Origin of the sequence: Vibrio sp. D54 (genome assembly GCF_021728075.1) — a bacterium.
Classification (GTDB): domain Bacteria; phylum Pseudomonadota; class Gammaproteobacteria; order Enterobacterales; family Vibrionaceae; genus Vibrio; species Vibrio alginolyticus.
Window position 1 is genome coordinate 13,487 of sequence record NZ_JAKKCS010000018.1, and the last position, 13,919, is coordinate 27,405.

General features: G+C 44.6%; 10 protein-coding genes. 4 read left to right on the plus strand and 6 right to left on the minus strand.

Annotated elements, in window-relative coordinates:
- Positions 1–10 precede the first annotated feature (10 nt).
- Both ftsH and rlmE read right to left on the minus strand, forming a co-directional pair.
- The gene (ftsH, locus tag L3V37_RS19580; protein ID WP_017635895.1) at positions 11–1,984 is read right to left on the minus strand and encodes an ATP-dependent zinc metalloprotease FtsH; all 1,974 of its coding nucleotides are present in this window, start codon (positions 1,982–1,984) and stop codon (positions 11–13) included.
- 108 nt (positions 1,985–2,092) lie between these two features.
- The gene (rlmE, locus tag L3V37_RS19585) at positions 2,093–2,722 is read right to left on the minus strand and encodes a 23S rRNA (uridine(2552)-2'-O)-methyltransferase RlmE (RefSeq protein WP_005388985.1); all 630 of its coding nucleotides are present in this window, start codon (positions 2,720–2,722) and stop codon (positions 2,093–2,095) included.
- Positions 2,723–2,860: 138 nt separating this feature from the next.
- Between rlmE and yhbY the strand changes: the two genes are divergently transcribed.
- Positions 2,861–3,157 (plus strand): ribosome assembly RNA-binding protein YhbY, encoded by a 297-nt coding sequence (gene yhbY / locus L3V37_RS19590; RefSeq protein WP_005380066.1) that lies wholly within the window; start codon positions 2,861–2,863, stop codon positions 3,155–3,157.
- 84 nt (positions 3,158–3,241) lie between these two features.
- Here the strand turns inward: yhbY and greA are convergent, their stop codons facing one another.
- Positions 3,242–3,715 carry a transcription elongation factor GreA gene (greA, locus tag L3V37_RS19595; RefSeq protein WP_005380065.1) on the minus strand — a complete coding sequence of 158 codons (474 nt, stop codon included), beginning with the start codon at positions 3,713–3,715 and terminating at the stop codon, positions 3,242–3,244.
- A gap of 546 nt (positions 3,716–4,261) precedes the next feature.
- On the opposite strand from greA, the gene L3V37_RS19600 reads away from it, so the two are divergent.
- Both L3V37_RS19600 and dacB read left to right on the plus strand, forming a co-directional pair.
- Positions 4,262–5,284, plus strand: a complete 1,023-nt coding sequence (locus L3V37_RS19600) for a porin (protein ID WP_005380064.1) — start codon at positions 4,262–4,264, stop codon at positions 5,282–5,284.
- Between the two features lie 186 nt (positions 5,285–5,470).
- Complete coding sequence (gene dacB, locus L3V37_RS19605) at positions 5,471–6,892, plus strand: serine-type D-Ala-D-Ala carboxypeptidase (RefSeq protein WP_053349847.1); 1,422 nt, start codon at positions 5,471–5,473, stop codon at positions 6,890–6,892.
- On the opposite strand, the gene L3V37_RS19610 is transcribed toward dacB, so the two are convergent.
- Together L3V37_RS19610 and tyrS are read right to left on the minus strand one after the other, a co-directional pair.
- Positions 6,871–7,716: a magnesium transporter gene (locus L3V37_RS19610; RefSeq protein ID WP_192943656.1), complete on the minus strand. Its 846-nt coding sequence runs from the start codon at positions 7,714–7,716 to the stop codon at positions 6,871–6,873. The two genes, dacB and L3V37_RS19610, sit on opposite strands and share 22 nt — an antisense overlap.
- Positions 7,717–8,134: 418 nt before the next feature.
- Positions 8,135–9,322 carry a tyrosine--tRNA ligase gene (tyrS, locus tag L3V37_RS19615; RefSeq protein ID WP_017820416.1) on the minus strand — a complete coding sequence of 396 codons (1,188 nt, stop codon included), beginning with the start codon at positions 9,320–9,322 and terminating at the stop codon, positions 8,135–8,137.
- Positions 9,323–9,452: 130 nt separating this feature from the next.
- On the opposite strand from tyrS, the gene L3V37_RS19620 reads away from it, so the two are divergent.
- Entirely contained in the window at positions 9,453–10,745 is a 1,293-nt protein-coding gene (locus L3V37_RS19620; protein ID WP_005386530.1) for a peptidoglycan DD-metalloendopeptidase family protein, read from the plus strand.
- 63 nt (positions 10,746–10,808) lie between these two features.
- On the opposite strand, the gene vmeK is transcribed toward L3V37_RS19620, so the two are convergent.
- Entirely contained in the window at positions 10,809–13,913 is a 3,105-nt protein-coding gene (vmeK, locus tag L3V37_RS19625) for a multidrug efflux RND transporter permease subunit VmeK (protein WP_017820415.1), read from the minus strand.
- Between the last annotated feature and the right edge of the window lie 6 nt (positions 13,914–13,919).

Genomic DNA, 13,919 nt, shown 5'->3' on the forward strand with positions numbered 1-13,919 from the left:
TCGATACTCTTTATTCAGAGTCTTTCTTTTCAGGCGCTTCGTTAGAAGTTGTTTCAGAAGAGCTAGGCTGTTCTGCATCTTTCGCAGTCTCCGTTGCTTCTTCTTTAACTTCTTGCTTTGCTTGAGGCTTGTCGCTGTCTTCTGGTTTGCTTGCTGAGTTATCACTCCAGCCCGCAGGCTCACGAATTTCAGCTTTGCGCTCCATTAAGTCATCAATCTGGCGAGCATCAATGGTTTCATACTTCATCAGCGCATCTTTCATCGCATGCATGATATCCATGTTCTCTTGAAGAATCTTCTTCGCACGATCGTAGTTGCGGTCAATGATCTGACGAACTTCGTCATCAATCAACTTCGCTGTATCGTCAGACACATGTTTAGTCTGAGTTACACTACGCCCTAAGAACACTTCGCCTTCATCTTCTGCATACAGCAGAGGGCCAAGCTTTTCAGAGAAACCCCATTGAGTAACCATCTTACGAGCAATATCTGTTGCGCGCTCGATATCATTAGAAGCACCGGTTGATACTTTGTCAGCACCGTAGATAAGTTCTTCTGCTAAACGACCACCGTACAAGCTAGAAATCATTGATTCTAGGTGTTGGCGAGACATGCTCACGCGGTCCTGCTCTGGAAGGTACATTGTTACACCCAACGCACGACCACGTGGAATGATAGACACTTTGTACACTGGATCGTGTTCAGGAACCAAGCGACCAACAATCGCGTGACCAGCTTCGTGGTATGCGGTTGACTCTTTCACTTCCTCAGACATCACCATTGAACGGCGCTCAGCACCCATCATGATTTTGTCTTTCGCCAGTTCAAACTCAACCATAGAAACGTTGCGCTTGTTACCGCGCGCAGCAAACAAGGCTGCTTCGTTAACTAAGTTTGCTAGGTCAGCACCAGAGAAGCCTGGAGTACCACGTGCGATGAGAGAAGGCTCTACATCACCCGCTAGAGGGACCTTACGCATGTGAACTTTTAGGATCTGTTCACGGCCACGTACATCTGGAAGACCAACTACCACTTGACGGTCAAAACGACCAGGACGCAGTAGCGCAGGGTCTAGCACGTCCGGACGGTTAGTCGCAGCGATAACGATAATACCTTCGTTACCTTCGAAACCATCCATCTCAACGAGCATTTGGTTTAGTGTTTGTTCACGTTCATCATGACCACCACCAACACCTGCGCCACGTTGACGACCTACCGCATCGATCTCATCGATAAAGATGATACAAGGTGCGGCTTTCTTTGCTTGTTCAAACATGTCACGCACACGAGATGCACCAACACCAACGAACATTTCTACGAAATCAGAACCAGAGATAGTAAAGAATGGTACTTTCGCCTCACCGGCAATGGCTTTCGCTAGAAGCGTTTTACCCGTACCAGGAGGACCAACCATTAGAACACCCGTTGGAATCTTACCGCCCAGTTTTTGGAAGCGGCTTGGATCGCGTAGGTAGTCCACCAGTTCTTTCACGTCTTCTTTTGCTTCGTCACAACCAGCAACGTCAGCAAAAGTTGTCTTGATTTGTTCTTCGCTCATCATTCGAGCTTTGCTCTTACCAAAAGACATGGCGCCTTTACCACCGCCGCCTTGCATTTGACGCATGAAGAAAATCCATACACCAATTAGTAAGATCATTGGGAACCAAGAGATGAAGATAGTACCAAGCAAGCTTTGCTCTTCTGGAGGCGTGCCTTGTACTTTCACGTTTTGGTTAATTAGGTCATCTAGAAGCTTTTGGTCATACACTGGCATGTAAGTGACCATTTTGGCACCGCCGCCACGACGAACAAAGCTAATTTCACCGTCTTTAAAAGTTGCTTCTTGAATCTGGCCTTGGCCAACTTCCTGTACAAACGTGGTGTAATCCACGGTTCTGCCATTGCTTTCTCCAGGGCCAAAGCTCTGGAATACCGACATCAATACGACGGCGATAACAAGCCACAGAATTAAATTTTTTGCCATGTCACTCAAGGTGTAAGCCTCTCGATAACTAATTGTAATTAAAGGTAGGGTACTACAGTTCATTAACTGTAGCTATAGTGTTAACACGCTCTCAAGAGAGCAAAATGGTTAACCTTTGTAACCAGTGGCTACGACGAAGACCTCTCGAGAGCGAGCTCGCGATGAGTCTGGTTTTCTAATTTTTACGGCTTTAAACATGTCTCGGACTTCTTTCACATACTGATCGAAGCCTTCCCCTTGGAAAACCTTTACGACAAAGCTACCATTAGGCGCTAGAACTTGTCGACACATATCTAAAGCTAATTCAACTAAATACATAGCGCGAGGTTGATCAACAGAATTGTTTCCCGCGATGTTAGGCGCCATATCAGACATTACTACGTCTACCATGGAAGGTTGGATCCTTTCTAGCAAAGCTTCCAATACCGCATCATCGCGAAAGTCGCCTTGTAAAAAGCTAACGCCAGCAATCGGGTCCATAGGAAGCAAGTCACACGCGATGATCTGACCACTGTCCCCTACTATCTTAGCAGCATATTGAGACCATCCGCCCGGCGCAGCCCCCAAGTCGACGACTGTCATTCCAGGCTTTAACAATTTATCTTTCGTTTGAATCTCATCGATCTTGAAATAAGCACGTGAGCGGTAGCCTTTTTTTCGGGCTTCATTCGCGTATTTATCATCAAAGTGTTCTTTCAACCAACGACCAGAACTAGCCGAATGTTTTTGTTTACTCATTTTAATCCCAACAAGGCACAAATTGGAGCTATTGTTTTAATAGGCGCTACCTATTACTCAATAAATTATAGTCTTCAGCAATAGATGGCGTTAAAATAGCTTTTTTCAACCCTTATTTTAAAGAAAATTGGCCGCGTAATGAACCTAAGCACCAAACAAAAGCAGCACCTTAAAGGCCTAGCTCACAGTTTAAAACCTGTTGTGCTAATGGGCGCAAATGGACTTACAGAAGCCGTGCTAGCAGAAATTGAAATCGCTCTTAACCATCACGAACTTATCAAAGTAAAAGTTGCTTCGGAAGATCGTGAAACAAAACAGCTAATCATCGACGCTATCGTACGTGAGACGGGCGCTGAAAAAGTTCAGACTATTGGTAAAGTGCTTGTGCTATACCGCCAGTCTGAAGAGCGTAAAATCGAAATCCCTCGTAAGTAACTCTACTTACGTTGCTGAAGAAAAAAGGTCGCCTGAGGCGACCTTTTTGCGTTTTATCAGAGTAGTAATGCTACTCCAGACGACTTAGATATATTCTACTCGGTCAATTTCGAAGTCTTTCGCGCCACCCGGAGTTTGAATAGCAACTTCATCGCCTTCCATCTTACCAATCAGGCCACGAGCAATAGGTGAGCTCACTGAAATGCGACCTGCTTTGATATCGGCTTCGTCATCACCAACGATTTGGTACGTTTTTTCTTCTTCGGTGTCGATATCAATCAAGGTTACGGTTGAACCAAAAATAACTTTACCCGTGTTCTCCATCTTCGTTACGTCAATAACTTGAGCAACTGACAGTTTGTATTCAATGTCACGGATTTGTGCTTCACAAATGCCCTGCTCTTCACGAGCGGCGTGATATTCAGCATTCTCTTTTAAATCACCTAGCTCACGAGCTTCAGCAATTGCCTCTGAGATCTGAGGACGTAGTTTAAGTAGACGATCGAGTTCTGCACGTAGCTTTTGCTCGCCACGTAGTGTCATTGGAACTTTTTCCATTTTATAACCTCAAGCCCAAATGGGTCTTTGGACAAAAAAAAGCCCACCCTGTCATAGGACTGGGTAGTGCGCTTAAAGATGTATTTCGTTTAGTGTAAACAAACTCCCGGACGAAATCATCTTAATTCGAAAGACAGCAAGACTATGCCTTTTCGGCATAATGATATAACTCACTTTTAGAGCGGTTCTAGGGCGAATCACCTTCTCAATTTATTGAAAAACAACACTGTTCATTACACCAAAAACCTCAAAAAAGATAAAAACTAATCAATGTCAGGCCAATGTCATTGCCAATAATTTCAATCAAAAACAGTAATTTAAATAAAAACAACGCACAATTGAACAGTGTTCATCAGTGGGATTTATATCATTTTACTAACTCATACGGAAACTTTAGCAGTAAAACATGTCCAGCGAGTTGTTAGATCAATGGCTTACAAGTGCGAACTATATCGCTCAATTAGCCAATTTTGGACCAACAACTTGTGAGAGATCACCTCTCCCCCATACAACAATGATTATGGACAGCTAACTAGGACAAATAAGATGAAAAAGACTCTAATTGCTCTTTCTGTATCTGCAGCAGCTATGGCAACTGGCGTAAACGCAGCTGAACTTTACAACCAAGACGGTACTTCTCTAGAAATGGGCGGCCGTGCTGAAGCACGTCTATCTATGAAAGATGGCGACGCTCAAGACAAATCTCGCATCCGTCTAAACTTCCTTGGTAAACAAGAAATCAATGACAACCTATACGGTGTTGGTTTCTGGGAAGGTGAATTTGAGACTGCTCAAAACGGTACTGTAGACGGCGACGACAAGAGCGATCTAGAAACTCGTCTTGCTTACGCTGGTCTTGGCGGTGCTTACGGTGAGTTCGCATACGGTAAAACTGAAGGTGCACTAGGCGTTATCACTGACTTCACAGATATCATGGCTTACCACGGTAACTCTGCAGCAGACAAACTAGCTGTATCAGACCGTACAGACAACATGATGGCTTACAAAGGCCAGTTTGAAAACCTAAGCGTAAAAGCAAGCTACCGCTTCGCTGATCGTATGGAAAACAAAAACACTGGTGAGTACTACGACAACAAACAAGACGGTTACTCTCTATCTGCAATCTACGCTCTAGCTGACACTGGTCTTGAGCTAGGTGCTGGTTACGCAGATCAAGACAAAGCTAACGAGTACATGCTAGCTGCATCTTACACAATGTCTGATCTTTACTTCGCTGGTGTATTCACTGACGGCGAGAAAATGGAAGATTCAAACAACAGTAACACAGTTGATTACACTGGTTACGAGCTAGCGGGTGCTTACACTCTAGGCCAAACAGTATTTACAACATCATACAACAATGCAGAAACTAACAACGAAACTTCTGCAAACAACTTCGCTGTTGATGCTTCTTACTACTTCAAGCCTAACTTCCGTGGTTACATTTCTTACAACTTCAACCTGATTGATGCAGGTGACAAGTTTGGTTCAACTGACACTAGCAAAACAGTTGCAACTAAGATCGATGCTGAAGACGAGCTAGCTCTAGGTCTACGTTACGACTTCTAATTCCGGTCTTTGACTAGAATATCGAATGCCCGCTTTAAGCGGGCATTTTTTATACTTCATTTTAAGCAGCGCGCCTTTCTCTCGTGTCTCATTCATGAAGACATTTGAAGCATTTCTTTAGTTACCTAGCATATTGAAAGGACTTGCGTATACTCAATCACATAACTCACCTTAGAAAGTATCATTATGCGTTTACGTTGGCTCTTGCTCATATTCTCTTCATTACTTTCTGCTTTTTCACAAGCGTACCCTCATCAAGAGGTGTTGCCTGAAGGCGCCCGCATCAGTTTAGTTGCGGAAAAACTCAGTGAAAATGCTGAGCTTGACGGTGTTCATCCTACCGAACAACTGTTCCCACCAGCGAGTACATTAAAAATCGTCACCGCATTAGCCGCAAAGCTAGAACTGGGTGATAATTTCCGGTTTCGAACCAAGCTGGAAACGTCGAACTCAGATGCAGTGATTTACTTTGTCGGCGACCCAACACTCCAAACCAACGACTTAAAATCACTTCTCACTCTAGCTAAGAAAAATGGCTTAAAACGGATTAACGGTGACCTATGGCTCGATAACAGCGCATTCACTGGTTATAACCGTGCGGTGGGCTGGCCGTGGGATATATTGGGAGTTTGCTACAGCGCTCCTGCATCGACCATCACACTCAATAACAACTGTGTACAAGCCTCTATCTATACACAAAAAGATGGTGGAACGCGGGTCTACGTACCAGAGCATCAACCTATTCGTGTCACAAGTACTGTAGAAACAGTTTCTAAAACCATTAAGAAAAGTCGTCATTGTGACTTAGGTTTAGTTGCAAATCCCGATAACAACTACAAGCTAACAGGGTGCTTGGTTGAAAGAGACAAACCATTGCCACTGAAATTTGCGGTTCAAGACCCTGAGCGTTACACCAGTCAAAGGTTGGCGACTTTGCTCAAGGAGCTCAACATTGGGGTATCAGGAAAGATTAGGGTCGGTACGGCGCCAGAAAAGCAGCGAAAGCTCATCGCAATGCATCAATCAAAGGCCTTACCAGACATTCTTGAAGATATGCTCAAAAACTCTGACAACTTGATTGCCGACACATTAACCAAAACACTTGGTGCTAAATTTTTCGTTCAGCCAGGCAGTTTTACTAACGGTACAGAAGCGATCAAGCAGATCATTTTCGCCAACACTGGTATTGATATTCGTAATGCGCGCCTAGAAGACGGCTCAGGACTTTCGCGAAATAACCGGATCTCCGCGACCAAGATGGCTGAAATGCTGCGCTATATTTGGAAGCATGAAAACGAACTCAAATTGATTGCCATCATGCCGAAATCAGGTGAATCCGGCACATTAAAGTACCGACAAAGTATGCGAAAACTTCCAATTAAAGGGCAGCTGATAGCGAAAAGTGGCTCTATCTACGGGACTTACAATATGGCTGGATATGGCTTGGATAAAAATGGTCAACCTAACACCATTTTTGTTCAGTTTGTTTCAGACTACTTCCCAGAAAAACGGGACGACAACACACCTGTCATCGCCCCGATTACACATTTTGAGCAGCTTTTTTACAATGACATTGTGAACTTTAGTCAGGCAATACCTAAGAAATAGTTCACCACGTTAAAGTAAATCCACATTCCTGAAATATCGACGATAGACGCAAGAACTGGACTCACCAATACGGCTGGGTCCAACTTGCAAGCTCGTGCAATAATTGGCAACAGCCCGCCCAATGTTGTAGAAATGGTGACTTGAATGAACAGCGCAACTGCTATTGCCAGTGCGATATCGGTCAGTTCAAAGCCTCCTGTTGATTGTCCTGCACTAAATAACATAATGCGTCCAATCATCACGATAGCGATCGCTAGCGCAATAAATAGAGCGACTCGGCTCTCTTTCCACAAAACTTCTAACCATTGGCGTTTTTTTAACTCTCCAGTAGCAAGAGCACGAATCACCAAAGTTGCTGCTTGTGTTCCTGTGTTACCACCAGCAGCTGCAATCACTGGCATGTACACTGCAAGTAAAACAAGCTGACTAAGGGTGTCCTCATACTGAGCGATGATCAAGCCTGACACTATCCCTAAAAGAGCCAGCGCAATGATCCATCCAATACGCTGTTTTACATGCCCTAAAACACTAGTTGATAAATAACCATCGGGTGTATCAACTTCAGACATATGCAGACCCAGTTGGTGAGCATAATGACGTGCGCGTTTGTCATGACCTGCTTGCTCAAGTTGAGCAATAAGACTATTCACATAGCCGACAGAGCAATGCTGTAAAATACCTACAGCCTCATCGATCGGCATGATCGTAAGCAAATGGACTTGTTGCTCTTGCTCATACTGCAAAAAAGCATTGCGAGCTGCACCAATTTCTACTTCAGAAAAGTTTGGTGTTGTTTCAATAAAAGTGTTGTTCATTACCGTCATGGCGAATCTCCCGATTGGCATTGGTAACGACCATCGACAAAGCATGAAAAGCCACTCTTGCACGCTAAAAGTCAGACAACAAATAAGATGCACAGAGAAAACCAATGCGAATGCACTGTCTATTCAGAATGTATGAAGGAAATAACGAGAAGAAAATTAGAAAAGATGCCTCACCACTTAGGTAAGGCGGAGATCGCCAATACCGAAGCGGGTTATTTCGCTCCCTTAATCTTACTCACCCAACGACTGGGAGGATGGTCGGTATTGTTCATGTAAATCTCCGATAGCGCTGCCATTATTGGCAGCGCAAGTATAGTAGCAAAGTTCATCAGGTATGGAAGTTTTACTTTGCCGTTTTTGCTAAATTTTCATACAAAAAAAGCGCCCTTCAGACGCTTTCATTTGCAGTCATTATGAATTACTGAATAGTAATACGAGCAAATTTACGTTTGCCGACTTGGAACACGTAAGTACCCGCTTCTGGAGCAAATTTGCTGTCCGCAATTTTTTCACCATCAATCTTCACAGCGCCCTGCTTAACCATGCGCATCGCATCTGACGATGATGGACATAAGCCTGCTTCTTTCAACAGATTACTCACTGGGCGACCTGCGTCAAAGTCAAACTCTGGCATTTCATCAGGAATTTGGTTCTTCGCAAAACGGTTTACGAATTCTTGCTCTGCTGCATCGGCATCGGCTTCACTGTGGAAACGAGCAATAATTTCTTTTGCTAGCAATACTTTGATGTCACGAGGGTTTTTGCCCGCTTCTACATCAGCTTTGAATTGAGCAATCTCTTCCAGAGGACGGAAAGAGAGCAGCTCGTAGTAGCTCCACATTAGGTCATCAGAAATAGACATGATTTTACCAAACATTTCGCTTGGCGCTTCGCTGATACCGATGTAGTTGTTTGCTGACTTAGACATCTTCTTCTCGCCATCAAGGCCCACTAGAAGCGGCATCATCAGTACAACCTGAGGTTTTTGACCGTGAGACTTTTGCAGTTCACGACCCATTAGAAGGTTGAACTTCTGGTCTGTACCACCTAATTCAACATCCGTTTCCATTGCTACTGAGTCCCAACCTTGTAGAAGTGGGTACATGAACTCATGAATAGCAATTGGCTGACCACCCGCGTAACGCTTTTTAAAGTCGTCACGCTCTAGCATACGAGCAACGGTTTGGTTTGCCGCAAGGCGAATCATACCTTCTGCGCCCAGTTCAGACAGCCACTCAGAGTTAAACTGAATTTTAGTCTTTGCAGGATCGAGAATTTTGAACACTTGCTCTTTGTACGTTTCAGCGTTACGCAATACGTCTTCACGACTTAGCGGTGGACGAGTTGTGTTTTTACCTGTTGGGTCACCAACCATTGCAGTGAAGTCACCGATTAGGAACGTCACTTCATGACCTAGTTCTTGGAACAAGCGAAGCTTATTGAAAATAACCGTATGGCCTAGGTGAATGTCAGGTGCTGTTGGATCAGCGCCCAATTTAATACGTAGAGGACGGTCTTCTTTTAGTTTTGCGATTAGCTCTTCTTCTGGAATCAGCTCTTCAACACCGCGCTTAATCTCGGCTAGTGCAGCTTCAATGCTCGCCATTCTTGTTCACTCCCACAGATTTGGCAAAAATATAATAGCTGAACATATTACTTGAATAGCGATGCATTTTGAAACACGTTAGACTAGGTAGTTGTCACTTTTTCCGTTTAATTTAGCAATCAAGTACCTCATGCATTCGATTTTTGTCCGACTTCCACTCTTGCACAAAGTATTGATCGGTTTTTTTAGTGCGCTGATTATCTTTGCGCTCTTCTTTTTACCTGATCCGCAAGACCTAGACCCGCAGCAGAGCCGATTAAAAGTTGGTCAACATTATCCTGTGCCAGTTTCCCTCGAACTCAGTGCACTAAATAGTTCATCGCCTGCGGTTCCTGCCGTGCTGCGCTGGGAAACATACAAGGTAAAAAATGGCGAGAGTGCTGCCATCTTATTTAGTCGCGTAGGGCTTTCTGCTCGTCTATTACATGAACTGGTGTCATCAGACAAAGAAGTGGAAAAACAGTTAACTCGGCTTCGACCTGGTGACCGATTGCAATTTGGTTTTGACGAAAATAACGACTTGGTGCAGCTAAGAAGAACACTAAGCGCGTTCGAGACTTTTCGTATCACATTAAAAGACGGCAAGTACGTTTCTGAAGTTGATAAGAAAGAAGTCGACTTCCAGTACAACTACGCAGAAGCCACCATCAAATCAAACTTTTGGAATGCAGGAATATCTTCTGGATTAAATGGTAACCAAATCATGGAACTGGCTGGCATATTTGGTTGGGACATCGACTTTGCTTTAGATATTCGTAAAAACGATAGCTTCCGAGTGCTTTACCAAGAGGAAGTGGTAGAAGGTGAAGTAATCGGCCGTGGAAAAATCATTGCTGCGATCTTTAAAAACCAAGGCGATACCTTTACCGCAATATTGGATCAGAAAAGTGGCAAGTATTACGACGAAAATGGGCGTGCAATGAAAAAAGCATTCTTACGCGCGCCGTTGGACTTCCGTCGAGTTTCGTCTAACTTCAACCCACGCCGCTTACATCCAGTGACGGGACGCGTTCGTCCTCATAGAGGCACGGACTATGCAGCACCAGTGGGCACCCCGATTTGGGCGGCTGGTGATGGTGTCGTTCAAAAATCGTCTTACAACAAATTTAATGGTAACTACGTTTTCATTAAACATAGTAATACTTACATTACCAAGTACCTGCACTTAACCAAACGTACTGTACGAGCTGGTCAACGCGTTAAGCAAGGCCAAACCATCGGTACGCTTGGCGGAACTGGCCGTGTAACTGGCCCTCACCTGCACTATGAGTTCCTTGTGAATGGTGTCCATAAAAACCCGCGCACGGTGAATTTGCCACAATCTAAATCCCTGACAGGCAAAGCGAGACAAACTTTCATGGCAAACGCGAAAATTAGCATGGACAAGCTTGAACGCTACAGCAAACTGCTAGCAATGAAGTAAGCCAGGTATTGAAAAGGGCAGCGAAGCTGCCCTTTTTTTTTGTCGATATCATCACGATAAAGCTTACTGTTCGGAGTGATGCTCTCTCCCGAGCATAAGCAAACACGGTGTCAGAACTAACGTTAGCAAAGTCGCAAACGCCAAACCACCCGCGACAGCGGTCGCAAGCTGAGACCACCACTGAGTGCTTGGTGCGCCAAACTCCACTTTCTGATTAACTAAGTCGATGTTCATTTCTAACACCATTGGCAATAAGCCTAATATGGTGGTCACCGTCGTGAGTAAAACGGGTCTTAAACGCTGCACACCCGTACGCAAAATAGCCTCAGATTTTTCTAAACCACGTTTACGCATCTGATTATAAGTATCGATTAAAACAATATTGTTGTTTACCACGATACCAGCCAAGGCAATCACTCCAATTCCCGACATAATGATGCCAAATGGCTTTTGGAAAATAAGTAACCCAGCGAAGACACCAACGGTAGAAAACAGCACTGCACTAAGGATTAAGAAAGCTTGATAAAAGCTATTAAACTGCGTAATTAAAATCAAAGCCATCACACCAAGCGCGACAATAAAAGCATTTTGCAAGAATGCTGATGAGTTTTCCTGCTCTTCATTTTGACCCCGAATCTTATATTCAATGCCTTCTGGTAAGTCGAGCTGTTCCATTCCAGCGGCAATCTTAGGTAACTCAAGCGCCAAATTGTAACCTTCCACCATATCCGCTTTAATATTGATAACTCGATGACCGTCGACCCGACGAATAGTGTCTTGCTTATGATCTGGTTTGATTTGAGCAAAATTCGTAATCGGTACCAGACCAGCTGCCGTTTTCACTCTCAGTTGATCAAATCGACCTATGTCGCGCTTATCTTGCGGATAGCGCACCAAAATATCGACTTCTTCATCCGCATCATCAGGCAAATAATCGCCTATTTTCAAGCCGTTCGTAACAAACTGGACGGTATTCCCGACTAAGGTAGCATCCGCTGCAAAGCGAGAAGCGTCATCTCGCTGGATATCAATTTGCCAATCAATCCCTTCCTTATTAGTGGTATCACTCAAGTTGGTCAGTGCAGGATTACCATCAGCCCAATGTCGTACTTTTTTGGCCGCTTCATCTAACGCACTAACACTCAAGTTTCGTGATGATACTTCAATCACGAGATCATGCTCGACAGGCGGTCCTGCGTCCGGGAATTTATACTCAAGTTCAACACCATAAAAGCGGTCTGTCGTCTCTTTTAGTTCCTCAATAATGGTTTTCACTTTGCGTCGATATTGCCAATCCACAGGCGTTATTTGAATCTGGCCAATCTCATCCCCATTATCGCTCGATCCTGTGCGCGTGTAGACACTTTCAAACTCGTCATGACCGAGCATCACCTTCTCAATTTCGCGCATAACAACATCTTTTTCGTGAATAGACAGGTCACCATAAGAACGAACTTTAACGGTAAAAAAGGCAGGGTCCACTTCAGGGAAAAACTCTGCACCCAAGCCAGCTTTGTTGTAAGTGAAGCCGACACCTGCCGCTAGCAGTATCGCGCTGAGTAAGACTTTCCATGGATGACGAATCGCTACCGACAGAGTCTGGTAATAAAGCTTGGTAATGCCTGTCGCTTTTTCAAAGTTGCCGTTATGCAGCTCCACCATTTCTCGCTGAGCTTTCTGATTGACTACTTGAGGCTTGCCAATGATCCCACCGATGACAGGAACGAACAATAAAGCCATCATCAGCGAAGCGGCCAAAGTAGCAATTAAAGTAAGTGGTAAGTACTTCATGAACTCACCAGTGATGTCTGGCCAGAAAAGTAACGGAGCAAACGCAGCCAATGTGGTTGCTGTGGATGCGGTAATCGGCCAGGCCATTCGCTTTGCTGCATCTCGATAGGCTTCTTTACGTGGCGTTCCTTCTTGCATGCGCCGATCTGCAAACTCTGTCACCACAATGGCACCATCCACCAACATGCCTACCGCCATAATTAAAGCAAACAGTACGACGATATTGACCGTCAGCCCAAATACCGATAACACCAACAACCCAGTCAAGAACGATCCTGGAATAGAAATCCCCACGAGAAGCGCGGTCCTAACCCCCAATATGGCAATAATGACGATAACTACGAGGATAATTGCGGATAAGATATTGTTTTGTAGATCACTGAGCATCAATTTGACATCGTCGGATTGATCCCAAGTATATTTAACTTGCAAATTGTCGGGCCACTCGGCGCGCTTCTGTCCCAGAGCCAGTACTTCTTTTACCAGCTCAACCGTTTCAATGATGTTTTCCCCTGCCCGTTTTTTTACGTCCAAAACGATGGCAGATTCGCCATCTAAACGAGCAAAACTTTCAGGATCGCGAAATGCACGTCGTACTGTCGCCACATCGCCAAAAGTGATCACCTCTTTGCCATTCACCTTGATCGGTAGTTCAAGCACATCTTTCAGTGAATCAAAAACCGATGGGACTTTTACCGAAAAGCGTCCATACCCAGTATCGACAAACCCCGCAGCCACAACTCGGTTATTCAAGGCAATTAAATTATAGATGTCCGCTTGATCGAGACCGTAGCTTTCCATCAATAGCGGATCGACAACTATCTCCACGATGTCTTCGCGATCTCCTGCGATTTCAACCTCAAGAACCTGACGGAAACTTTCCAAACGATCACGTAACGTTCTGGCAATCTGAACAATGGTTCGCTCTGGTACGGTGCCATAGAGCACAACGGTCAAAACAGGCTCTTCAGATGCAAACGTGACTTCGTTTACCGTCGGCTCATCACTGTCCTCTGGTAACTTTGGCTTCGCAAGATCAACCGCATCACGCACATCTGCCATCGCTTTATCAAGATCCACTCCGACACTAAATTCCAGCGTCACCGAAGCATGACCTTCTGATGCCACAGAGGTCATCTCTTTTACGCCTTCAATTGAACGCAGCTCTTGCTCTATTGGGCGAACCAATAAACGCTCGGCATCGACAGGAGAAATGCCTTGATGTCCAACAGAAACATAAATAATCGGAATGGTAATATCAGGGCTCGATTCCTTGGGGATTGTGACGTAAGTAATGACACCAGCAATTAATATCATCACCAACAATGTCAGCATAGTGCGAGCGCGAGATAACGCAGCATCAATCAGAGTGTACATAGGTGC